This is a genomic window from Arthrobacter paludis, assembly GCF_056782315.1.
Genome location: NZ_JBXAEW010000003.1, coordinates 56,935 through 80,522 on the forward strand (window position 1 = coordinate 56,935; position 23,588 = coordinate 80,522).

The window sequence follows — 23,588 nt, forward strand, 5'->3', positions numbered from 1 at the left end:
ATGGCGGATTCCGACACGGCGGCCGGCGAGGCCGAACTCCGCCGACAGGTGGACCTGCTCGGCCGCGAGCTGCAGGCGTCCTACGCGTCCGAGGCGGCCGCGCTGGCGCGCGTCGTCGAGCTCGAACGGCAATTGCGCGAGCTGCGGGTCCGCGGCGTGGCGGTCTCGCTGGCCCGGGCCACGGGGCTGCTGACGCTGCGGACCAGGCTCCGCGACGCCGGCGGCCCGCGCGGCCTGGCCGGCAGGGCCCGGCGGGGCGCGCCCCGACTCGTGCGCAAAATCACCGCCCGGTGGACCAAGTGACCGGCGGCGGCGCGGCCCCGGACTCCGCGGCCGCCGTCGACGGCTACGGCGCCCTGGTGCGCGGCGAGGCGATCGCGGCGCGTCTGGCGGAGCTGTCGTCCGACGGCGGGGCCGCCCGTCCCACCGCCCTCCAGGAGCGCCTGGCCGGGGCCCCGTCCGCCGTCGCCGACCACGTGGCCCGCCTGCGCGAGGCGGCCGCGGCGCTGCCGGCCCGGATGCGGGGCCGCGCCCACCGCCCCGTGCCCCACCGGATCGGGATCGTCGCCGACCGCTTTCTGTACTCCAGCCTCGAGGGGCTGGCCGATTTCGTCCCCGTCACCCCGGACAACCACGCCGAGGCGCTGGAGGCCGGGCTCGACTGCCTGCTCGTGGCGAGCACGTGGCGCGGGGTCGACGGCGAATCGTGGCGCGGGCTGGGCACGCCCGGTTCGCGGGCCCGGCGCTTCCTCCTGGACAGGGTGCTTCCCCGCTTCCGGGACGCGCGCGTCCCGCTGATCTGGTACTCGAAGGAGGACCCGCCGAACTACGCGCAGTTCGTCGAGGTCGCCGCCGCGTGCGACGCCGTCTTCACCACGGCCGCGGAGATGGTGGACGCGTACCGGCGCGACTGCCCCCGGGCCTCCCACGTGGAGGCGATCCCGTTCGGGGTCAATCCCCTGCACCACTCCCCCGTCGGCTCCCGGAACGCACCCGCTCCGACGGTCTACTTCGCGGGCTCCTGGCACCGCGGCAAGTACCCCGAGCGGGCGCGGTGGGGGCGCGAGCTCCTGCGCGGCGTGGCCGCCTCCGGCCGCCCGCTGGTGGTGTTCGACCGGAATTCCGGCCTGCGCGACGAGCGCTACGCCTTTCCGGGCGAGTTCCTGCCGCACCTCGCCGACGCGGTCGACCACGCGTTCCTCATGGACGTGCAGCGCGTGTGCGACGTGGCCGTGAACCTGAACTCCGTGGCCGGCAGCGCCACCATGTACGCCAACCGCGCCATCGAGCTGCAGGCGTCCGGCACGGTGGTGCTCAGCAACTACAGCCTGGGCCTGAACAGCCGCTTCCCGCACGTGCACCTGGCGAACTCCGCCGGGGACGTGGCGGGCTTCCTCGACACGCTCGGCTTCGCGGAACAGCGCCGGATCCAGGAGGACGGGATCCGCGCCGCGTTCACCTCGGAGCTGTCGCTCTACGGGCTCGACCGGATGCTCGCCGCCGTCGGGCTCCCCGTCCCCGCGCGGCGCCTGGCCGCCGTCGCCGTCGCCGACGAGCCCACCCCCGGGCTGGAGCGCGCATTCGCCCGCCAGAGCGCGGGCCCCGTCGCCGTCCGCTCCCGCGACGCGTACCGCGCCGGCGGTGCCGACGCCGACGTCGTGCTCGACGTCGACCCGGCGTTCGAGTACGGAACCCACTACGTCCAGGACCACCTCAACGCCTACAAGTACGCGGACGCGTCCGCCGTGGCGAAGGTCGCTGGCGGCCCCCGGGCCGCCGACGCCGGGTCGCACCGGATGGTCGCCGGGGCGGCCCCCCGGGGCCTCGGCTCCCGCTGGGTGGCCGACGACGGCGGCGCCCGCGACGCCGGGCACTACGCCATGGACGCGTTCCAGGTGGCCCCCGCCGGCCGCGAGTCGGTGAGCGTGCGGGGCGCCGCCGTCGGGCCGGCGCAGGGGCGCCCCGCCATCGACGCGGCGTCCGCCGGCCCGGACGGCGCCGCCACCCCGGTCCTCAGCGTCGTCGTCCCGGTCTACAACAACGGCGCGCACCTGGTCCACAAGTGCGTCGCGAGCCTGCGCCGCAGCAGCCTCTTCGACTCGATGGAGATCCTGCTCGTCGACGACGGCTCCACGGACCCGGCGACGGTCGATGCCCTCGCCGGGCTGGAGCGGGACCTCCCGCAGATGCGCGTCGACCGGTTCGCGCCGGGCGGCAGCGGCAGCGCGTCGCGTCCCCGCAACCGCGGCCTCGAACTGGCCCGGGGCGAGTTCACGACGTACCTGGACCCGGACAACGAGGCCGTCGAGGACGGCTACGCCCGGCTCGTGCCGCTGCTGGTCCGCCACGGCGTCGACTTCGCAATCGGGAACATGGTCCGCTGGAGCACGGAGCGGCGGGTCGCCCGCTACACCGGGTACCTGCGCCGGGCCATGCCGGGCGACGGAGCCGTGCTCCGGCCGGAGCCGGGCACGCTCGAGGCCCTGGCGTTCCGACCCATGAGCATCCAGGCCCTGGTCGCCCGCACGGCGTGGCTGCGCAGCCTGGGCCTCGAGCAGCCGGTCGGGGCCGTGGGCCAGGACAGCTACTTCTTCCAGCAGCTGCTCTTCCACACCGGCAGCCTCGCGGTGCTCGACCAGCCCATCCACGCCTACTACGCCGCGGTGGAGGACTCGACCGTCAATTCGGTCGGCGCCCGCTTCTTCGGCAAGTACCTGCTCCTCGAAGAGCCGCGGGCGGCCTGGCTGCGGGAGAATGGGCTCATGGACGCATACCGGCGGACCCGGCTGGAGCCGTTCTTCCGGGACTGGTACCTGCGCAAGCTCGAGCTCGTTCCGGCCGACCAACGGCCCGAGGCCGAGGCGACGCTGCGCCGGATCGCCGGCCTGTACCACGAACACGTCTGGGAGGACCCCCAGGTGTCCTCATTCGTCAACGCCCAGGAGGATCCATGTCCGAGGCAGTGAAGAAGCCCGCGAGCCCGTACCGGGGCAACCCGCCGGAGACCTACTGGCGGACCGGGGTCACCGGCCGGCCGGCCGACGGCCTCGAGAACCTGTACCGCAAGAAGTTCGAGCTGTCCCCCGGGGACAAGATCGCGACGGCGGGGAGCTGCTTCGCGCAGCACATCGCCCGGCACCTTCGCCAGAACGGGTACACCGTGGTGGACACCGAGCCGGCGCCGCCCCTGATCGACGCGGCGACCGCCCAGGAGTTCGGATACGGGATCTACTCCGCCAGGTTCGGGAACATCTACTACGTGCGCCAGCTCCTGCAGCTCGCGCAGGAGGCGCTCGGCGAGTTCGAGCCCCAGGACGCCGTCTGGGAGCGCAACGGGCGCTACTACGACGCCCTCCGGCCGTCCGTCGAGCCGGAGGGGCTGGAGACGCCCGAGCTCGTCGCCCTCCACCGGGGCCGGCACCTCGGCGCCGTCAAGCGCATGATCGAGCGCGCCGACGTCATGGTGTACACGTTCGGGCTCACGGAGGGCTGGGAGCACCGCCCGTCCGGGACGGTCTACCCGACCGCCCCCGGGACGATCGCGGGCTCGTACGACCCGGAGGTGCACGCGTTCCGCAACTTCACCTACCCGGAGATCATCGCCGACTTCCTGGCGTTCCGGGAGCTGGCGCACCGGATCAAGCCGGGCCTGCGCTTCCTGCTCACCGTCTCCCCCGTCGCGCTCGCGGCGACCGCCACCGGCGGCCACGTGCTCACCGCGACGTCGTACTCCAAGGCCGTGCTGCGCGCCGTCGCCGGCGACCTCGCCGCGGCGCACGACGACATCGATTACTTCCCGTCCTACGAGATCATCACCTCGCAGGTCTCCGGGGGGCGGTTCTTCGACGACACCCTGCGCGGGGTCACCGACGAGGGCGTGCGCACCGTCATGGGCTACTTCTTCGCCGAGCACGCGCCGGGCGGTGCCGCACCCGCGACGACGGCCCAGGGGTCCACGACGCCGGTTCCGGCGGGCACCGCCGCCCCGGCCGCCGCGGCCTCAGCCCCGGTGGCCACGGCATCCGCCGCGGCCGCCGAGAACGAGGAGGCGGGCGAGACCGTGTTCTGTGAAGAGGCGCTACTGGAGGCTTTCAGCAAAGAATGAACATCACCTTCATCGGAAACTCCCACCTGGGCCACGCCGCCAAGGCCGCCCGGTCCCTGCTGCGCGACGCCGACGGCGCCGAGGCCCGGTTCCACATCGAGCGGACCTACGGCACGGAACGCCTGCGCATCACCGGCGGCGGCGCCGAGCCCGAGGTCCTGGGCAACGTGCCCGTCATCGAGGCGGACGTCGAGGTCGACACGGACGCGGCCGACGCCTTCGCCGTCGTCGGCATGAACTTCTCCGTCATCAATCTCATCGAGAAGACCGTCAAGCACCGGCGGGACACGTTCGGCGGGAAGCTGCCCGTGTCGATCCTCTCCGAGCCGCTCTACGGCCGGTACCTCGACGCCGTCTTCGACGCCACCAAGATGGTGCGCACGGTGCGCGCACTGCGCCGCCGCACCGACAAGCCCATCTGGGTGCTCCCCCAGGCGATGCCGCTCCACTGGGCCCTGCAGCGCGAGGGCAAGCGCTTCGACGACGTGCGCGCCGTGGTCGACGCAGGCGAAGCCGAACGCACGCTCGCGGACTTCGAGCGCCAGCTGGCCCGTCTGGAGGCGGACGGCATCGGCGTCGTCCGGCAGCCAGCCGAGACCCTGGCCGCCCCGATGTTCACGCGGCCCGAGTTCGGCCTGGCGGACCCGGCGGACACCGCCGAGGACTCCCTGTACGCCCGCGGCGACTTCTACCACATGAACGCCGACTACGGCCGCGCGCACATGGGCGCGCTGCTGCGGGACGGCCTGGGCCTGAAGGTCTAGCGCCGCGCGCTGCCGCGGGGGCGGCGGCGCCGCACGCGGAAACGGCGAGGGCCGCCACGCAGCACACCGGCTGCGTGGCGGCCCTCGCCGCGTCGGGGCGCCTACTTGCGGAGGCGGCGCTTGACCTTCTTCACGAGCTTGCGGGCGCGCCAGTCGATGCCGTGGGCCACCCGCGCGGCGACCGGGCGGGCGATCTCGACGGCGCGGGCCCCCGTGCGCCGGAAGTAGGCGGACGGGTCCTGCTCGCGCTGGATCAGGTCGAACAGGGCGTCAAGCTCGGTCGAGGAGCGTCGGTGCAGCTCGTCGATGAGCAACTGCGGCACGCGCAGGTCCGTGAGCGGCAGCTTCTCGGCCATCTTCGGGTCGTTCAGGTGCGACAGCAGCTGCTCGCGGCCCATCAGCCGGTAGAGGTTCCGGCTCTTGGACGTCGGCGAGAGCACGATCGACGGCACGCCGTACATCGAGGCCACGACCGTGCCGTGGAACTTCATGGACGCGAGCGCGGCCAAGCCGCCCAGGGCACTCGAGATCTCGTCGATGGACTCCGAGCGGACGACCTCGTCGACCTCGAACGGAAGGGACTCGGCGACGGCGGCGTCCGCCTCGCCCGTCCCGTCCGTGCCGAGCACGAGGGCGGCCACGCCCATGCCGCGCTCCCGGGCCGCCTCGACGAGACCGGTCAGCTGGCTGTAGTCGTCGGTGTTGTTCCGGCGCTGCCGGACGGCGACGCCCAGCATCGGCCGGCCGTAGTCGCGCGCCGGCGGCATGTCCATCGAGAAGACGAGGTCGGGGGCCACGCGCACGGGAACCGTGGGCTCGAGCTTCTCGCGGATCCACGCCGCGCTCTCCTCGTCGCGGGCCGAGATGTACCGGACGTTGGGGTGCTGGAAGAACGCGGAGAGCTTGCGCACGACGTTCGGGTTCTCGTGGGTGATCCACGTCGGGACGCCCACGCCGGCGATGTACACGGGCTTGCTGAGCCAGGCCCGGTCCCAGTACAGCGTGGAGATCTTCGACGGGATGACGAGGTCGCCGCCGCCGATCACGAAGGCGTCGTAGTCCGCGGCCACCTCGGTGGAGGGACGGTCGAAGTAGGGCTGCTTCTGCAGCGTGTTGATCTTCTCGGCTTCGAAGGCCCCGGCAAAGCGGTCCTTCCACAACCGCAGGAACAGCTCGTCCCCGTAGTTGCCCCAGCCGAAGAATCCGATCAGGCCGATCTTCTTGGTGGTCATCGATGTCCTTTGCTTGGCTTAGATTCCGAGGGCTGAGCGCAGCTGGTCCGCGAACGCGGCGCTGACGGTGGAGGGAGCGTGCCGCTGCGCGAACTCAGCGGCCGCTTCCCGGGGACCGGCGGCGACGAGCCGGTCGGCTCGGCCGATCGCCGCGGCGACGTCGCCCGCCCCGTCGAAGAACTCGGCGAACGGGTCGCCGAGCAGGGACGGGAGGACGCCGACGCGGCTGGCGAGCACCGGCAGACCGAAGGTCGGCCCGAGCAGCGCCGCCCCGCTGTTGAGCGCCCGCTCGTGGGGGACGACGGCGATGTCCGCCGCGCGCATCAGGAACTGCACCCGGTCGCCCGGGATCTTGCGGTCCTCGAGCAGCACGTACGGGTGCTCGCGCAGGCGGCGCAGCAGGGTCTCCGTGGCGGCGTCGGAGTCCGGGGCGCCCGCGACGATGAGCCGGCGGGCGGGCCCGCCGGCCGCCAGGGCCGCGTCGAACCCGTCGAGGAAACGCTCGAGCCCCTTGTAGGCCTTGATGGCCCCGAACGCGACGTAGACGGTCTCGTCGGCGTCGATCTCGAGGGTGGTCCGGGCCTCCTCCCGCGTGATGTAGTCCTCGTACGCGCCGAGGTAGCTGGGGTGGGGCGCGACGATGACGCGCTCGGGGTCCAGGCGCACGTAGTCGGCGGCGGACGCCAGCGTGGACTCGTCCATGACGTGGATCCGCCAGGCGCGGTCGGCGATGTCCTGCTGGAGGGCCAGTTCCGCGTCCAGGAAGCGCGCGTCGTGGCTCACGAGGTTGTGGACGGTCCACAGCAGCCGGCCGCCGCCCTCGGTGAAGGCGTCGAGGCGCGCGGTGAAGTCGCGGCGGAGGCGGTCGGCCTCCGCCGCGTCGGATGCGTCCCGCAGCACGAACGAGGGCCAGTGCAGGTGGCACACGACGGCGGAGGCCTGGTCGCGCACGGCGTTCAGCTCGCCGAACGCGAGCGGGTCCGTCACCGGCGCGACGGCGAAGCCGCGGGTGCGGAACTCCCGGTAGAGCAGCGACTGGTAGGGGTTGACGCGGGCGACCGGCGTGTAGCCCAGGAGGACGGGGCCGGGCGCAGCGGCGCCGTGGTAGCGGACGGCGGTCAGCGCCTCGCGGACCGGTGTCCCGGCCTCGGCGCGGAAACCGTGGTAGTGGAGTTTCATGCGGTGTCGTCCTTCCGGTCTGCGGCCGCCTCGCGGGCACGCCGGAACGTCTCTTGGTATCGGGGGCCGTTGTGCTTCCACTGGCGCGAGGACTCGATCCAGCCGCGGCCGGCCCGGCCCAGGCGCTCGCGTTCGGCGGGGTCGTCGAAGAGTGCCTCGACCTCGTCCGCGAGGGACGCGGCCTGGCCGGCCCGGAACACGTGTCCCCGCTCCGGCGCCGAGACGATCTCGGTGAGGGCGGGCAGGTCGCTCACGAGGACGGGCAGGCCCAGGGCCATCGCCTCGAACGGCTTGAGCGGGGTGACGTAGCGCGCCGCCCGCTCCTCGATGCGCGGCACGACGAACACGTCGATGAGCCCGTAGTGTCCCGCGACCTCGTTGTGGTCGACGGGCCCCGTGAAGACGACGCGGTGGCCAAGGTCCAGGGACTCGGCCAGCTCCTTGAGCTCATCGACGCGGCTGCCGCCCCCGACCAGGACGCACTGGGCGTCGCGTCCGCGGTCGCGCAGCTCGGCGGCCGCCTGGATCAGCAGCTCCTGGGCCTCGCGGTGGTGGTCCATGTTGGAGACGTAGCCGAACGTGGGGGCCGTGAGCCCGTAGCGCCGGCGCAGCGCCTCGTCCGGCGGGGCGGGCACGAAGTTCTCGAGGTTGACCCCGTTGGGGACCAGGTCGATCTTCCCCGCCGGAACGCCGCGGGTGACGAGCTCGTCCCGCATCGCCTCCCCCAGCGTGATCACCCGGTCGGCGCGCTGGAGGCACAGCGTCTCGACGGCGTAGCGGCGGCGGAACGTCTCGCCGTGGCCGTCCATGGCCGACTCCGACGTCCACGTGCCCTCGAAGAAGGAGCGGATCTCGTAGACCAGCGGCAGGCCGGTCTTCTCCTGGAGGGCCAGCCCGACCAGCGCGGTCTCGTAGCCGCGGCGGCCGGAACTGACGTGGATGACCTCGGGACGGATCTCGAGCAGCTTGCGGTAGGCCAGCCACGCGAAATCCGTCAGCCACTCGTCCATGGGGACGTTGCCGTACGCGGGTCCGAGGTCCAGCCGGTGGTGCTCGATGCCGTCGACCACCTGGACGGGCTCGAAGTCGTCGCCGACGACCGAGCGCGGGAAGCCGGGTTCCGTGACGACCACGGGCTCGAGCCCGGCGGCGAGCTCGGACTTGAAGTTCTCGTGGCTGCGGGAGGTGAACCCGTTGGACAGGTAGGGCCGGCTTTCCTTGACGAGGTGGAGCACGACGCCGGGGCGGGGCTCGAACGGCACCGCGGGGCCCCCGATGCGCGGGAACCAGCCCGTCAGTTCGCGGAAGCGGCCCTCGACGAACCGGTGCAGCGGCACCTGCGCGGGCAGCATGCCCGCGAGGCGGCGGGAGAGGTCCAGGTTCGTCGAGATGCTCCCGTCGCGCCCGGCCAGCTTCCGGCGCCACTGCGTGAAGCCGCGCTGGCCCCCGTAGTTGAGCTCGAGGGCGTCGCCCCACGTGCGGGCCGTGACGTAGTCCCCGCGCTCCATGGCGTCGCGCATCGGCTGGTAGCTGCGGAACCGCGACGGCACCGGCTTCAGGTCGATCCCCTTGAGCTGGCGGCGCCACACCAGCGGGCGCAGCACCGTCTCGGCCGCGACCATCCGGACGCCGCGCCGGGCCGCCTGGCGCCACCCGATCTCGCGGCCGCGCCAGGCGTGCCAGTGCGGGCGGAGCCGGCGCTTGAGGCGCCGCTTGAGGTCCACGGCGCGCTCCTTGGGGCCCCCGACGAGGAACCCGTTGCCGGCGCGCAGGAGCTTCAGCAACTCGTCGCGTTCGGCGAGCAGGTCGTTGTAGGCGGTGTGCAAGGCCGCGAGTTCGCCCAACGCCGATCCGACGCGCTCCTCGGCCCCGTCCCCCTCCTCGGGGGGCAGGACCGGGCGGCCTGGGGTGCCGGACATGCCGCCTACCGCCACAGGCCCCGGGTGTCCACGACGGACTTGCCCTCCAGCAGGGCCGGGTCCACCGCCTTGAACTGGGCGTGGTCCACCAGCAGCAGGACGGTGCCGGAGCTGGCGATGGCCTCCTCGGCCTCGGCGAGGCGGACGTTGTCGCGGCCGGCCAGCTGCTTCGGCAGGCCGTGGATGTGCGGCTCGACGACGTTCAGGGTCGTCTGCGGCAGCTCGTCGGCGAGGCGCTCGGCGATCGCCACGGACGGCGATTCGCGCAGGTCGTCGATGTTCGCCTTGAACGCGAGCCCGAGGACGGCGATCTCCGAGTCGCCCTGCGTGGCGAGGGCCTCGCGCACACGCTCGACGACCCACTCCGGCTTGTGGTCGTTCGTCTCGCGGGCCTGCCGGATGAGCCGCGACTCCTCGGGGGCGCTCGAGACGATGAACCACGGGTCCACCGCGATGCAGTGGCCTCCCACGCCCGGGCCGGGCTGGAGGATGTTCACGCGGGGGTGGTGGTTGGCCAGCTCGATGAGCTCCCAGACGTTGATGCCCAGCCGCTGGCTGATCACGGAGAGCTCGTTCGCGAACGCGATGTTGACGTCGCGGTAGGAGTTCTCCACCAGCTTGGCCATCTCCGCGGTCTTCGCGTCCGTGAGCAGGATCTCGCCCTGGCAGAACGTGCGGTAGAGGTCGCGGGCCGCCTCGGCCGCCTCGGGCGTGATGCCGCCCACGATGCGGTCGTTCTCGACCAGCTCGATCATGACGCGGCCCGGCAGGACCCGCTCGGGGCAGTGGGCCACGAGCAGCTGGTCCAGCGACAGGTCCGGGCGCAGGCCGAGGATGTGGTTGGCGAGGTGCTCGGTGGCGCCGGGGGGCGAGGTCGATTCCAGGATGACCAGCTCGCCGCCGCGCAGCTGCGGGGCGATGTTGGTTCCGGCGGCCTCGATGTAGCTCAGGTCGGCCGACTTGTCCTCGTTGAAGGGCGTCGGCACGGCCACGATGTACGCGTCGGCCTGCGGCGTCTCCAGGGAGGCCTTGAGCTTGCCCTCCGAGGTGGCCTGGGCGACGTACCCGGCCAGGTCGGGCTCGACGAACGGGACCTCGCCCCGGTTGACGGCGTCCACGGTGGCGGGGTTGACGTCGACGCCGACGACGTCGACGCCGTTGCCCGCCAGGATCGCGGCGGTGGGTAGTCCGATGTAGCCCAGCCCGATGACTGCGACGGTCCTGTTGTTCTGCATCCTCGGTCTCTCCCGCGGCCCGGATCGCACAGGGCGGCCCGGCCACGCATGCTTCTTGCGGGGTTGGCTGGGGGGACATGGGACCGCCGCGGAACGGCACGGCGGCTCCCCCGCATCCCGGCCAGTATAGACATCCGTGCCGCCCGCCCCCTTCGCGCAACCCGGGCGTGTCGCTTCCCCGCAGGTCAGCCCGGGTCCGCCGCGGGCGGGCACCGCCGCGCGGCCGTGCTCCGGGGTGTGTCGCCCGGCGGGCGGACGCGGCGCGTCCGGTGTTTAATGGTGCGGTACCCCGCCGGGTCGGGCCCGGCGGTGCCCAACGACGAAGGACCCGTGTGAACCAGAACATCGAGAACCTGCGCCTCGAGCTGTCCAGCAAGATCTTCGACCAGGGCTTCCACTGGCGCATCCTCTTCATCGGGACCTCGGTGAACGGGACCACGGACATCGTCTCCTCCCTGTCCCGCTCCCTGCGCAACCTGGGGCACCACGTCCTGGACCTCGACACGCGCCGGCACCCGGACATCCTGGAGAACCCCCACGGCGTCTCCGGCGGCATGGGTCCGATCTTCGTGCGCTACTCCGCCATCGAGACGCTGATCGACCGCTTCCAGCCGCAGATGGTGATCGCCTGCGCCGGCGGCCTGACCTTCACCGAGGAGGACGCCCAGGCGATCAAGGACCGCGGCATCGCCCTGGTCGGCATGACGCTCAGCGACCCCGACGTCTTCCCGACCGTGCACGGGCACAACCACGTCTTCGACCTGCACACCACCAACGCCGAGATCTCGCTCGACATGTACCGCGAGGCCGGCGTGCGGAACACGGTGTACTTCCCCTTCGGGATCGACCGCGGCTTCGTCACCCAGGACATCGCCTACGACCCCCAGTTCGAGGCCGACGTCATCTGCCTGGGCCACGCCAACAACCGCCCGGACCGCAACGCGATGATGACGGCCCTCGCCCAGCGTTTCGACGTCCGCACCTACGGGCGCGGCTGGGAGATCCCCAACTCCGAAACCGTCGCGGGCGAGCAGATGGTCCAGGCCCTGAAGGCCGGGCGCATCCACGTCAATTTCCCGCTGACGCGCGCCGGTTTCGTCAACATCAAGTGCGGGGTGTTCGAGTCCGCCGGCCAGGGCGCCGTCGTCGCCACGGGACGCTTCAAGGAGATGGAGCGCTTCTTCACGTATGGCGAGGACATCATCGGCTACGAGGACGAGGCGGACCTGTCCCGCCAGATCGACGACCTGCTGGCCAACCCCGCCGAGTACGACCGGATCGCCGAGAACGGCTTCCGGCGCATCGTCAACGAGCACCTCTACGAGCACCGCTGGATGACGCTGTTCGCCCAGCTCTCCGACCTCACGCCGGAGAACTCGCCCTGGCTGGACGCCGAGCGCCGCGAGCGCCTGCGCGCGACCCTGGCGCCGTCGCTGCCGCGGGCCAAGAAGATCATCGTGGCCGGGTTCTACGGGGCCAACAACCTCGGCGACGAGCTGATCCTGCGCTCCGTCTCCGAGGCCCTGGCCGCCCACGACCCGGCCGCCCAGGTCGTCGTCGCCTCCGAGAACCCGGGCAACGTCGAGCGCTCCCACGGCCTGCAGAGCTACCGCCGCACGCACCACAAGGCCTCGGCCTACGAGGTGCGGACCGCGGCGGCCGTCGTCGTGGGCGGCGGCGGCCTGTGGCACGACTACACGTTCGAGCGCGGCGGCGGCCTGCTGTCGCTGTTCAACGGCGGGACCATCTCGATGGCCGGGTTCGGCATCCTGCCGCTCATGGGCCGGGTCCTGGACAAGCCGTACCACGTCGTCGGGCTCGGTGTCGGGCCGCTGGACGACGACGCCGCCCGCCAGACGGTGAAGTACCTGGCCAACCAGACCGAGACGCTCTACGTGCGCGACCCCGAGTCCGCGGCGATCGTGAAGTCCCTGCCCGTCGCGCCGGAGCGCATCACGGTCGGCCCCGACGTCGTCTACGGCGTCGGCCTGCCGGACGGCGGCGCCCTGCCGGCCCCCGTCGCAGCGCTCACCGAGGACGGGCGCCAGCTCGTCGCGCTGAACCTGCGCCCGTGGGCGGGCGAGGACATGGACCGGGTCGTCGCCGCGGCGGCCGAGGCCCTCAACGCCCTGGCCCGGGAGCGGCCGATCGCCGTCGTGGGCGTGCCCATGCAGGCCGGCGCGACGTTCGACGCCACCACCATCCAGGCCGTCGTCGACCTCCTGGACGACTCGGTGCCGGCCCACGTCCTCGAGGCCCCGCTGTCCCTCGAGACGCTGGCCGCCGTGTACCGGCACTCGTCGGCGCTGGTGGCCATGCGCCTGCACGCGTGCCTGCTGGCGCACCGCCTCGGGCTGCCGGCCGTCGGCCTCTGCTACGACCCGAAGGTCGCCCGCCACTTCGACGAGGTCGGCCGCCGGGACTTCGGACTCGACTTGGGCGCCGACGCCCCCTCCCTCGGGGCGGCGCTCCGCGCCGCGCTGGAGGGCGGGCTGCCCCAGGAGACGCGCGACGCCGTCGGCCGCCTCGAGGAGGAGGCCCGCGGGGCGCTGGCCGTCTCGGCGCGGGCCATCGCGGGCACGCCCGTCTCCGACGCCGTCTACACCGTGCCGCCGGAGGACGTCTCCCCCGTGGTGCGGCGCCAGACCATGGCCGACCTCGCCGGCGGGCGCTTCATCGGGATGAACGCCACGTCGACGGACGTGGGTCTGCCGGAGCGCGCGAAGGGCTACCTCTACGACCTGCCGATCGCGCTGCACCTGTCGCTCGACACGGACCAGCCGAAGAAGGGCATGGCCGTCCGCTTCGACGGCGCCCTGGAGTTGCCCGACGACGGCCCGCGCGAACTGGTGTTCCGCCTGCTCAACAACTACGCCAACCCGAAGGCCACCGGCCGGGTGTTCATCGAGTTCCAGGTGGGCGACCAGGTCTTCCGCCAGGACATCGCGGAGTCGAAGGACCCCGTGCTCATCCACATGCACACGCGGGACCAGCAGCTGCTGCCCGTCGGGCTCCGGCTGGTCGTGGACTCCAAGGCGTTCAAGGCCGACTCGTGGCGCCGGGCCTCCCGCGTCATGCTGCGGCTGCTGGAGACGCGCCCCAGCGAGCACGTCGTCCGGCCCGTCATGTACGCCAGCGCGGGGACCGTCTCCCGCGCCGGGCACTAGGCCCGGACCAGCGCGAGCGGCCCGCCGGCAGGATGCCGGCGGGCCGCTCGCGGATCGGGCTGCTACCCGGCGCCGAGGCTGCGGTAGAGCTCGCCGTAGCGCCGTGCGTTGGCCGGCCACGTCCGCTCGCCGAGCACCCACTCGCGGCCGGCGCGCCCGAGCCGGGCCGCGCGCTCCGGGTCGGCGAGCAGCCCGCCGATGCCCTCGGCCAGCGCCCGCGGGTCGCCGGGGGCCACCAGCACGCCGGTGGTGCCGTCGTGGACGAGCTCGGCGAGGGCGGGAAGGTCGCTGGCGACGACGGGCCGCGCGGACGCGGAGGCCTCGACGGGCTTGAGCGGGGTGACGCTGCGGGTGACGTCCAGGTCCTTGCGCGGCACGGTGAAGACGTCGAGGGCCTGGTGGTAGAGGCTGGACTGCTCGCGCGGCACGCGTCCGGGGAAGACGACCCGGTCGGCGACGCCGAGCTCCCGCGCCCGCAGGCGCAGGCCCGGCAGCGCGACGCCGTCGCCGGCGATGAGCAGCCGCAGGTCCGGGTGGCTGGGGGCGAGCAGCGCGAACGCCTCCACGAGGTCGTCCAGGCCCTCGTAGGCCACGATGCTGCTGACCGTGCCCACGTAGCGCAGGGCGGGGTCCAGCCCCAGCGCGTTCCTGGCCTCCGTGGCGGGCCGGGGCTCCGCGAGGAACGCCTCGCCGACGGCGTTGGGGCACAGTGCGATCCGCTCCGCGGGGACGCCCTGCCCGAGCAGCCGGTGCCGCATGGACTCGCCCAGGGTCACGACGGCCGAGGCCGCGGCGGCGGCCTCGGCCTCCCGCTCGGTGAACAGGCGGTACCGCTCGGAGGTCCGGGCGTCCTCCGACCGGGTGGACGCCCACGTGTCGGCGAGTTGCCCCCGCACCTCGTAGACCCACGGGATCCCGTAGGCCTCGGCGACGGCCCGGACGACGAGCGCGTTCACGAAATGGGTCGTGGTGTGCAGGACGGCGGGGCGCAGCTCCTCGACGAGCCGGGCGAGCGACTCGGCCTGTTGCTGCAGGCGCGCGTCGAACCCGGGCGCGAGCCGCCACGGAAGCAGCCGCCGGTAGGTGACGCCCCCGACCGTCTCGCTGTCCCGGGCGCCGAACCGCCCGACCTGGACGGGGTAGCCGAGGCGCGTGGCCGCGGTGGCGTCCCAGCCCTCGTCCCGGAGGGCGGCCAGGATCGACTGGCTGCGCTGGGCGTAGCCGCTGCCGGTGTGCGGCAGGGAGTTGGTCAGCAGGTGCAGGACACGCGTCGGCTCGGGGCGGTAGCCGGGACGCCGGGGCAGCTCCGGCCGCTTCCCGCGGAACGTCGCCACCTCGCTGGCCAGGCGGCGCCGCAGCCGCGCCTCCCGGCCGTCCGCGCCGTCGAGGGCGGCCAGCGCTCCGGCGAAGTCGCCGTCGTGCCAGGCCACGCGCGCCCGGGCGCCCGCCGCGGCGGCGTGCCCGGCGGGCACCCCGGCGAGCAGGAGCCGGGCCGTGCCGGGCTCGCTGGCCGCGATGGCGACGTCGGCCAGCCGGGCCGCACGGGCGGGCGGCAGGGCGCCGCCGGCGGCGGCCTCCAGGTCCGCGGCCAGCCGCGCGTCCTCCCCGAGGACCGCGCGGCAGACGGAACCCGGCACGGAGTCCCGGCCCGGCCAGGCCCGGGAGCCTGCCGCGGCCGCGCGGTCCACCAGGGGGGAACGCCAACGGCGCGAGACCTGCAGCGCGAGGACGACGGGGTCGTCGGTGGCGTGCTCGGCGGCGGTCCGGGCCCCGACCAGGAGGTTGCGGGCCAACTCGAGCGGGCGCCGGACGGCGCCGGACCGGCGGGACACGGGCCGGGCGGACGGGGTGGTGGGGTGCACTAGGTTCCTCTCGTTGCGGGCGCGCCGCCCAGCGCCCGGTCCAGGGCGGCGCCCAGCAGGGGCGCGAGCGCGGCGGAGTAGGTCCGGGACACGTGGCCGGCGTCGGAGAACGCGATCACGCCGCCGATCTGGGCGTGGCAGCGGCGGGCGTCGCAGAACCAGCCGCCCGGATCGACGCGGACAGCCCCGGTGGTCCCGGCCTCGAGCGCGGCGGTCAGGTGGCGCGTGTGGGGCCAGGCCTGGTCGCGGGGCACGGAGCAGTCCGCCGGGTCGTCCGCGTGGACGGCCAGGCAGGTGGGGGCCTCCTCCTCCAGGCGTGGCGTCTCGGTGAGGACGACGACCCGCTTCCCGGCGTCGGCGAGGCGGTCCCAGGCGGCCGTGTAGCCGTCCGTGGGCGCGGCCCCGACGCCGGAGGCGGGGTCCGGCAGGAACGACCGCTCGGTCTGGCTGGAGGCGAAGACGACGACGTCGAGGTCGGGGTCCGCCGCCCAGTCGTCGACGGCGGCGCGCACCGACTCCGTGCACAGCCGGTTCTCCTCGTCCGTGCGCGCGTCCCCGGTCGGGGCGACGGGGGCGGTCGACGGCGCGCAGCGGCTGCGCGTCGACGCGGTCAGCGACCAGTCGCGCTCCGCCGCCACCCGTTCCAGCGCGGGCAGCCAACGGACGGCGTAGGAATCGCCGATCAGGGCGACGTCCGCACCGGAGCCGCGCCGCACGTCGCAGGGCGCGTTGGCCGGCTCGGACGCGGGGGTCTGGCAGCGGATGTAGGGGTGCTCGCGGGCCTCCGCGGCCACCAGCTCCGGCCCCGGGTCCGGCACGGCGTCCCCCGCGACTCCCCCGCAGCGCTCCGGGTGGGCCAGGGCCTCCGGGCCGTAGCAGCCCGCCGCGACGTCCGCGCGGCCGTCGCCTGCCTGCGCCGAGGGCGCGGCGGCCGGGACCACCAGGCACGCGGCGACGACGGCCGCCATCCCGGCGGCGGCGAAACCGAACGCGCGGCCCGTCGGGCGCAGCGCCGGGCCCCGGCGGAAGGGGTTCTCGACCCAGTGGAGCGAGGCCCACGCCAACAGGAGCGAGGCGCCGAGGACCAGGAGCTTGGTCGGCCACGCCCACGCGTCCCCCAACACGTAGGGGGCGGCGACGATCAGCGGCCAGTGCCACAGGTACGTGCCGTAGGAGACGTCGCCGACCCACGTCGCCGGGCGGACGGCGAGCCAGTGGAAGGGCCCCGCGGGGCCACCCGCGGGAACGCAGGCGATGACCAGGGCCGTGCCGAGCACGGGAAGCAGCGCGGCGGCCCCGGGGAACGCGGTCCCCTCGCCGTAGGCGAGCGCGGCGGCGAGGACCGCGGCCAGGCCGGCCCAGCCCGCGCCCACCGCCACCACGCCCCGGGGACGCCAGTGCGCCGGCAACAGGGCGACGAGACCGCCCGCCGCGAACTCCCACGCCCGGACCGGCGTCGAGAAATACGCCTCGGCGGGGCTGTAGGCGGTATAGGCGACGGAACCGGCCAGGGAGGCCACCGCGACCAGTCCGAGCGCCGCGCCGATGGCCCGGCGGACACCGCGGGCATCGCCCACGGCGCTGGGACCCGCGCCGCGATCCGCCGCCATGCCGGCGATCGCCGCGTGCGGCGCGCCCCGTCCCGCCCCGCGGCGCGCCGCGCGGCCCGCCACCCACAGGGCCGCCAGGAGCAGCAGCGGCCACGCGAGGTAGAACTGTTCCTCGACGGAGAGGGACCAGAAGTGCTGGGCGGGGCCGGCCGCGGTCGTCGCGGAGTAGTCGACGGCGTCGGCGGCGATTGCCCAGTTCTGCACGTAGAGCGCGCTGGCGCCGATGCCCCGGAACGCCGCGTCCCAGAGCGGCCGTGGCACCGCCCACAGGGTCAGCGCCAGCGAGGCCAGGAGGACCACGAAGGACACGGGCAGCAGCCGGCGCACGCGCCGCGCCCAGAAGGCGCCGAGCCTGATGCTGCCCGTGGCCGTGGCCTCGCGGACCAGGTGTCCCGTGATCAGGTACCCGGAGACGACGAAGAACACGTCCACGCCGACGAAGCCTCCCGTGAGCCGTGCGGGCCAGAGGTGGTACAAAACCACGAGCAGCACGGCCACGGCGCGCAGGCCCTGGAGCTCGGGCCGGAAGTCCCGGGCCGCCGGGAGGGACCGGGACGCGCGCTCGGCCTCAGCGGCGGCGCGCACGGCGGCCCCCTTCGGCGACGTCGGCCAGCTCGCGCAGGTAGCCGTGGGCCAGGACGGACAGCTCGGCGCGCTCAGCGACCCAGGCCCTGCCGCCGCCGTGGACCGCGAGGCGGTCGGGCTCCCGCAGCAGCCCCCGCCACAGGGCGGCGATGGCCGCGGCCTCCGGGGGGACGATGTCCGCGACCCCCGCGTCCTCGAGCAGGCGGGCCGCCTCGCCGCGGACGATCCCCGTGATGTGCCGGCCCGTCGCCACGAGTTCGTAGGACTTCGACGGGACGGTCCACTCGAAGCTGGGCCAGTCCGGGCGCAGGCTGACGACGCAGGTGTCCGCCCACGAGTAGTGCTCGTCGACCTCGCGCCCGTGGGCGGGCGGCAGGAATTCGACGTCGACTCCCCGGGCGGCGGCGAGCCGCCGGAGCGCCTCCTTGCGCGTGCCCTGGCCGACCATCCGCAGGGCGACCTCGCCGCCGGCTTGCGCGGCGGCCTCGATGAGGGTCTCGAGCCCCTGGCTCTCCCCGTGGTTGCCGAGGTAGAGGACCCGCAAGGGTCCGGTGTGGGGCACCCGCGGGCCGACGGCCGGAAGCCCCGCGGCCGAGACCCCGTTGGGGATGCACACGGCGCGCTCGACGCCGCGGTCCTGCAGGACGCGCCGGAATCCCTCGGTGACGGTGACGACGGCGTGGGCGCGCCGCTGCAGCAGCGTCATCGCCCACTCGAACGCGTGGGTGCGGCGGGACGACGCGACGGCGGACTCGCGGGCCAGATCCGGCCAGGCGTCGCGCATCTCGACGACGAGGGGCCGGCGGAGCAGCCACGCGGCGGCGGTCCCGGCCGCGATCGTGGGCAGGCTGGGCACGGTGGCGACGACGACGTCGGGCCGCGGCGCGGCGAGGGCCCGCGGCAGGCTCAGCAGGGTCGAGGCGCAGTGGCGCAGGAGCCGCCCCGCGCGGGTGTCGGGGGCCGGCAGCGTGGGGACGCGGCGCACGGCCTCGCCCCAAGGCCCCCGGTCGGTGCGGAAGGGGCCGCGGCGCCGCTCGGGGGTGGCGCCCGGCGCCAGGGCGGCGGGGTCGGCGTGGGGGGCGACCACGTCGACGTCCCAGCCCTCCTGGCGGAACACGCGCACGAAGGCGGCCCAGCGCCGCTGGGGCGCGGTCCGCTCCGGCCAGTAGGAGTGGGTGAACAGCATCACCCGCATGCCGGGGCTACTCCCCCGCGCCGTCACTGGCGTCCGGCCCGGACCCGGCGCCGGTCAGGCTTTCCGCCTTCGGGCCCCGCCCCCCGGCCTCGTCGGTGACGATCGGCAGGCCGTACGCGTTCTTCCGGTCCTCGGAGGCCTCGATGAAGGCGCCGAGGCGGTCGGCGTCGAAGGCCGTGCGCAGTTCCGCCATGGCCTCCTCGTCCTGGGTGATGATCGCGGCGCCGCCCGGTCCCCTGGCCGGCTCGCCCGTGGGGATCGTGAACATCTCGATGTCGTTGCCGCGGATGTTCTTCAGCTGGAAGGCCAGTGCGGCGATGGTCCCCGAGTCGAGGGTCTCGTCGACGGAGACGTACCCGGAGAACCTGCCCACGACGTCGCTGACGACCACCGGGTTGGCGAGCGTCTCGGGCGTGAGGAACCGCTCGACGACGGCCTTGACGAAGCGCTGCTGGTTCTGGACCCGGTGGAAGTCGCCGTCGGCGAAGGCCTTGCGCTCGCGGACGTAGCGCAGGGCCGCCGTGCCCTCGAGCGTCACGTCCCCCACGGGGAAGCAGTCCGGGGCGACCTGGCCGGAGCAGAACGCCACGGGATTGTCGACGGTCACCCCGTTGAGCGCCTCCGTCAGGGCCCGGAAGCCCTCGAAGTCGATGCTGACGACGTTGTCGATGCGGGTCCCCAGCAGCCCCTCGAGGGTCTGGACGACCAGCGGGTACCCGCCCAGGTTCAGGGCGGCATTGATCTTGCGTTCGCCGTGGCCGGGGATCTCCACCCAGAGGTCGCGGACGACCGACATGACGTACACGTTCTCGCGGTCGGCGGGGATGTGCACGACCATCATCGTGTCGGACCGCTGCCCGTCCTCGCCCTTGTTCTCGGCGGTGTCCTGCCCCTCGCCCCGGGAGTCGGAGCCGACGAGCAGGATGTTGCGCGGTCCCTCCAAGTCGGCGGTCCGGCCGTCGGCGGGCAGCGCGGCCTCGATCCGGTTGGCCCGCTCGTCGAACATGGAGGCGAGGTTGTCGAAATACGCGACGGCCACGAGGCCGACGACGGCCACCATGGCGACCACGGCCACCAGAATGCGGCGCGCGGTGCGGCGGCGCGGCGCCGCCATGTGGCGCGCGCGGTACTCGGTGCGCGGGGGGACTGTGGGCACGCGGGAGGCTCCTCCGGAATCTACAAACCTTTAAAGCATACGGCGTCCGGCTGAACGCGAGCCGACTACCGGCTGTGAGCGGCGCGGCGGGCCCTGGGAGCCGGCTGGCAGCGGGGGCACGTGTAGGACGAGCGGCCCATGAACGGGTCCCGGCGGATCAGGCTCGTGCGGCCCGCCTCCCCGCACCGCGCGCAGGCCTTTCCCTCGCGGCCGTACGCGTTCAGGGAGCGGTCGAAGTAGCCGGACGCGCCGTTGACGTTGACGTAGAGCGAATCGAAGCTGGTGCCGCCGGCGGCCAGGGCGCGGGACATCACGTCCCGGAGCGCCTCGACCAGGCGCCGCGTCTCGGACCGGCGCAGCCGCCCCACGGGCCGGTCGTAGTGCAGTCCGGCGGCCCACAGCGCCTCGTCGGCGTAGATGTTGCCGACGCCGGAGAGCAGGGACTGGTCCAGGATGGCGCGCTTGACCCCGGTGCGCCGCCCGGCCAGCCGGGCGTGGAGGGCGTCCGCGTCGAGGTGGGGGTCCAGGACGTCGCGGGCGATGTGCGCCGCGGCCGCGGGAAGGAGGGGCTCGCCCGAGCCGCATCCACCGGGCAGTCCGTCGGCGGTCGGCGCGAGCGGCGACAGGAACATGCCGCCGAAGATCCGCTGGTCCACGAACCGCAGCTGGCCGGGCTTGCCGGCCTCGGGGGCGAGGTCCAGGGCGACCTTCAGGTGGCGCTCGGCCGGCGCGTCGGGCTCCTCGACGAGGAGCTGGCCGCTCATGCCCAGGTGCGCAACGAGAGCGGTGGGGACGGGCAGGCCCGCCAGGGGCAGCCACAGGAACTTCCCGCGCCGCACGGCCGCCGTCGCGACCGTGCCCGCGACGCTGTCCTCGAAGTCCGCGGGGCCGTCGGCGTGCCGGCGCACGGAGCGCGCGTCGTGCACGCGCACCGCTTCGATGCGGCGGCCGGCGACCCACGTCTCGAGGCCGCGGCGGACGACCTCCGCCTCGGGCAGCTCGGGCACGGCTACTCGACGGTTCCGGCGAGGGACCGGAGCAGTGGCCAGGACGCGCCGGCGGCCTCCTGCTCGGCGACCTTCTTGGACGGGCCGGTGCCGGTGCCGTACCGGGTGCCGCCGATGGTGAGCGTCGCCTCGAACACGCGGGCGTGGTCGGGGCCGGATCCGGTGATGACGTACTCGATGCCGCCCAGCTTCTGCGCGGCGGCGATCTCCTGGATGGCGGTCTTCCAGTCGGTGCCGGCGCCGTGCCTTTCGGCGTCCTCCAGGAGCGGGCCGATGAGCCGCATGACGAGTTGCCGCGCGGTCTCGAGGCCGTGCGTGATGTAGGCGGCGCCGATGACGGCCTCCGTCGTGTCCGCGAGGATGCTGGCCTTGTCGGCACCGTTGGTGAGCTTCTCCCCCTGCCCGAGCAGGATGAACCCGCCGAGCCCGAGACCGCGGGCGACGTCCGCCAGGGCCCGCGTGCTGACGACGGCGGAGCGCCGCTTGGCCAGCTCCCCCTCCGCCAGGTCCGGGTACTCGCGGTACAGGTGGTCGGTCACGGAGAAGCCCAGGATCGAGTCGCCCAGGAATTCGAGGCGCTCGTTCGTGGGCAGCCCCCCGTGCTCGTACGCGTAGGACCGGTGGGTCAGGGCAAGACGAAGCGTCTCGGGGTCGATGTCGACCCCGAGACGCTTCAGCAGCTCTTCGGTTGAAGGCATCAGACGGTGTTAGGCGTCTGCGACCTTGCGCCCCTTGTACTCAAGGAACAGCGCGGTGCCGGCGGAGTCGGTGACGACCTTGGCCTGGTGCGGCAGGCTGTAGGTCACGCGGCCGTTCTCCACGGTCTTCACCAGGTTCGGCGCGGACGCCTTCCACTGGGACCGGCGGGCGCGGGTATTCGAGCGGGACATCTTCCGCTTGGGAACAGCCACGGCTAACTCTCTTTCTCGTCGGGTTCAGTCTGGGGTGCCGCGTCGTCGGCGGCGGTGCCGGTCAGCCCCTGCAGGGCCGCCCAGCGCGGGTCCAGGACCTCATGGTGGTGGTCCGGATCCACGTCGAGCCGCGCCCCGCACTGGGGGCACAGGCCCTGGCAGTCGTCTCGGCACACCGGTTGGAACGGCAATGCCGTCACCACCGCGTCCCTGAGGACCGGCTCGAGGTCGATCCAATCGTCCTCGACCAGGTGCTCGTCGGCCTCCTCGTCCTCGGGCAGTTCCCCACCCTCGTAGTAGAAGAGCTCCTGGAGCTCGGCCTCGAGGCCGTACGCGATCGGCTCCAGGCACCGTCCGCACTCGCCGACAACGTCGGCGGATGCGGTCCCGGACACCAGGATCCCTTCGTGCACGGCCTCCAGCCGCAGGTCGAGGTCGACGGGCGACCCCTCGCGGACACCGATCATCGGCGTCCCGAGGTCCTGGGGCGCCGCGACCGTTTCCTGCAGGGTCCTCATGCTGCCCGGGCTGCGCCCGAGGTCCCTGACCTGGAAGGTCAGGGGCGAACCATGTCCGCCTCCCTTCCGGGCAGGCGAAGCAGCACGCTTGTTGCTAATGGGGAACTCCTGTAGAACGTGGACTGACACAACATCTTATCCCGAGATGGGCCGCGGCCCAAACCGCGGCGCGCCTCAGCCGATCGTGTCCGCGTATCCGCGGATCCACGACCGCATGGCCGGGCCCAGGTCCTCGCGTTCGCAGGCGAGCGTGACGACGGCCTTGAGGTAGCTGAGCCGGTCCCCCGTGTCGAAGCGCCGGCCCCGGAAGACCACGGCCCGCACCTCGCCCCGGCGCGCCAGCTCCTCGAGCGCGTCCGTCAACTGGATCTCGCCGCCGCGCCCCGGCCCGGTGCGCTCGAGGATGTCGAACACGTCCGGATGTAGCACGTAGCGGCCAATGACGGCGAGGTTCGACGGCGCCTCCCCGGACGACGGCTTCTCCACGAGCCCCCTGACGGCCACGTGGTCCTCGCCGTCGAGCGCCGCGACGTCGGCCACGCCGTACGCCCCGATGTCCGCCGGGTCCACCTCCATCAGCGCGATGACGCTTCCGCCCGTGCGCGCCTGCACGGCCAGCATCTCCTCGAGCAGCCGGTCGTCCTGGTCGATGAGGTCGTCGCCGAGCAGGACGGCGAAGGCCTCGCGCCCGACGTGCGCCCGGGCGCACAGGACGGCGTGCCCCAGGCCCTTCGGGTCGCCCTGGCGGATGTAGTGGATGTCACCCAGCGCGGTGGCCTGGCGGACCCGCTCCAGCCGGTCGGTGTCGCCCTTCGCCTCCAGCGCGGCCTCCAGCGAGGGCACGCGGTCGAAGTGGTCCTCGAGGGCGCGCTTGCTGCGCCCGGTGATCATCAGCACGTCCTCCAGGCCGGCCCGGGCGGCCTCGGCCACGACGTACTGGATCGCGGGCTCGTCGACGACCGGAAGCATCTCCTTGGGCATGGCCTTCGTGGCGGGCAGGAACCGGGTGCCCAGGCCCGCCGCGGGGATGACGGCCTTGGTGACGCGGGGTGCTTGGCTCATGCCTGCGACTCTACTGGATCGGCCGCGCCCGGGACCGGCTGGCCCCCGCCCGGGGAGGACGCGCTGGCCGCTCCGCGCGGC

The 23,588-nt window shown here is 73.7% G+C and carries 18 protein-coding genes; 5 read left to right on the forward strand and 13 right to left on the reverse strand.

The window, feature by feature from the left end:
* The 4 genes from AC1Q5D_RS03095 to AC1Q5D_RS03110 are packed head-to-tail and all read left to right on the forward strand — an operon-like array spanning position 1 to position 4,869.
* Positions 1–303 carry a hypothetical protein gene (locus tag AC1Q5D_RS03095; protein WP_481737103.1) on the forward strand — a complete coding sequence of 101 codons (303 nt, stop codon included), beginning with the start codon at positions 1–3 and terminating at the stop codon, positions 301–303.
* Complete coding sequence (locus tag AC1Q5D_RS03100) at positions 291–2,966, forward strand: glycosyltransferase (RefSeq protein ID WP_481737104.1); 2,676 nt, start codon at positions 291–293, stop codon at positions 2,964–2,966. The genes AC1Q5D_RS03095 and AC1Q5D_RS03100 overlap by 13 nt, the downstream gene beginning before the upstream one ends.
* A complete protein-coding gene (locus tag AC1Q5D_RS03105) occupies positions 2,951–4,105 on the forward strand; it encodes a GSCFA domain-containing protein (RefSeq protein WP_481737105.1) in 1,155 nt (384 codons plus the stop codon). The genes AC1Q5D_RS03100 and AC1Q5D_RS03105 overlap by 16 nt, the downstream gene beginning before the upstream one ends.
* Positions 4,102–4,869 carry a hypothetical protein gene (locus AC1Q5D_RS03110; protein ID WP_481737106.1) on the forward strand — a complete coding sequence of 256 codons (768 nt, stop codon included), beginning with the start codon at positions 4,102–4,104 and terminating at the stop codon, positions 4,867–4,869. Before AC1Q5D_RS03105 ends, AC1Q5D_RS03110 begins: the two co-directional genes overlap by 4 nt.
* A 101-nt stretch (positions 4,870–4,970) precedes the next feature.
* On the opposite strand, the gene AC1Q5D_RS03115 is transcribed toward AC1Q5D_RS03110, so the two are convergent.
* Genes AC1Q5D_RS03115 through wecC form a run of 4 tightly spaced genes read right to left on the reverse strand, consistent with a single transcriptional unit; the run spans position 4,971 to position 10,434 of the window.
* A complete protein-coding gene (locus AC1Q5D_RS03115) occupies positions 4,971–6,101 on the reverse strand; it encodes a polysaccharide pyruvyl transferase family protein (RefSeq protein ID WP_481737107.1) in 1,131 nt (376 codons plus the stop codon).
* Positions 6,102–6,119: 18 nt separating this feature from the next.
* Positions 6,120–7,280, reverse strand: a complete 1,161-nt coding sequence (locus AC1Q5D_RS03120) for a glycosyltransferase (RefSeq protein WP_481737108.1) — start codon at positions 7,278–7,280, stop codon at positions 6,120–6,122.
* Positions 7,277–9,199 (reverse strand): glycosyltransferase family 4 protein, encoded by a 1,923-nt coding sequence (locus AC1Q5D_RS03125; RefSeq protein ID WP_481737109.1) that lies wholly within the window; start codon positions 9,197–9,199, stop codon positions 7,277–7,279. The genes AC1Q5D_RS03120 and AC1Q5D_RS03125 overlap by 4 nt, the downstream gene beginning before the upstream one ends.
* 5 nt (positions 9,200–9,204) lie before the next feature.
* On the reverse strand, positions 9,205–10,434 hold the full coding sequence (wecC, locus tag AC1Q5D_RS03130; RefSeq protein WP_481737110.1) for a UDP-N-acetyl-D-mannosamine dehydrogenase: 1,230 nt from the start codon (positions 10,432–10,434) through the stop codon (positions 9,205–9,207).
* Between the two features lie 332 nt (positions 10,435–10,766).
* Between wecC and AC1Q5D_RS03135 the strand changes: the two genes are divergently transcribed.
* Positions 10,767–13,601 (forward strand): polysaccharide pyruvyl transferase family protein, encoded by a 2,835-nt coding sequence (locus AC1Q5D_RS03135; protein ID WP_481737111.1) that lies wholly within the window; start codon positions 10,767–10,769, stop codon positions 13,599–13,601.
* A 62-nt stretch (positions 13,602–13,663) separates the two neighbouring features.
* Here the strand turns inward: AC1Q5D_RS03135 and AC1Q5D_RS03140 are convergent, their stop codons facing one another.
* From AC1Q5D_RS03140 to galU, 9 genes are all read right to left on the reverse strand, one after another.
* Positions 13,664–15,463, reverse strand: a complete 1,800-nt coding sequence (locus AC1Q5D_RS03140; RefSeq protein WP_481737112.1) for a glycosyltransferase family 4 protein — start codon at positions 15,461–15,463, stop codon at positions 13,664–13,666.
* Complete coding sequence (locus AC1Q5D_RS03145) at positions 15,463–17,658, reverse strand: acyltransferase family protein (protein ID WP_481737113.1); 2,196 nt, start codon at positions 17,656–17,658, stop codon at positions 15,463–15,465. The genes AC1Q5D_RS03140 and AC1Q5D_RS03145 overlap by 1 nt, the downstream gene beginning before the upstream one ends.
* Positions 17,642–18,853, reverse strand: a complete 1,212-nt coding sequence (locus tag AC1Q5D_RS03150) for a glycosyltransferase family 4 protein (RefSeq protein ID WP_481737114.1) — start codon at positions 18,851–18,853, stop codon at positions 17,642–17,644. The genes AC1Q5D_RS03145 and AC1Q5D_RS03150 overlap by 17 nt, the downstream gene beginning before the upstream one ends.
* A 7-nt stretch (positions 18,854–18,860) precedes the next feature.
* A complete protein-coding gene (locus tag AC1Q5D_RS03155) occupies positions 18,861–20,009 on the reverse strand; it encodes an LCP family protein (protein ID WP_481737115.1) in 1,149 nt (382 codons plus the stop codon).
* A 65-nt stretch (positions 20,010–20,074) separates the two neighbouring features.
* Entirely contained in the window at positions 20,075–21,016 is a 942-nt protein-coding gene (gene mutM / locus AC1Q5D_RS03160) for a bifunctional DNA-formamidopyrimidine glycosylase/DNA-(apurinic or apyrimidinic site) lyase (protein ID WP_481737116.1), read from the reverse strand.
* Positions 21,017–21,018: 2 nt separating this feature from the next.
* Complete coding sequence (rnc, locus tag AC1Q5D_RS03165) at positions 21,019–21,714, reverse strand: ribonuclease III (protein WP_481737117.1); 696 nt, start codon at positions 21,712–21,714, stop codon at positions 21,019–21,021.
* A 9-nt stretch (positions 21,715–21,723) separates the two neighbouring features.
* On the reverse strand, positions 21,724–21,927 hold the full coding sequence (gene rpmF, locus AC1Q5D_RS03170; RefSeq protein ID WP_481737118.1) for a 50S ribosomal protein L32: 204 nt from the start codon (positions 21,925–21,927) through the stop codon (positions 21,724–21,726).
* A 2-nt stretch (positions 21,928–21,929) separates the two neighbouring features.
* Entirely contained in the window at positions 21,930–22,445 is a 516-nt protein-coding gene (locus AC1Q5D_RS03175) for a YceD family protein (RefSeq protein WP_481737119.1), read from the reverse strand.
* A 174-nt stretch (positions 22,446–22,619) separates the two neighbouring features.
* Positions 22,620–23,507 (reverse strand): UTP--glucose-1-phosphate uridylyltransferase GalU, encoded by an 888-nt coding sequence (gene galU / locus AC1Q5D_RS03180; protein WP_481737120.1) that lies wholly within the window; start codon positions 23,505–23,507, stop codon positions 22,620–22,622.
* Between the last annotated feature and the right edge of the window lie 81 nt (positions 23,508–23,588).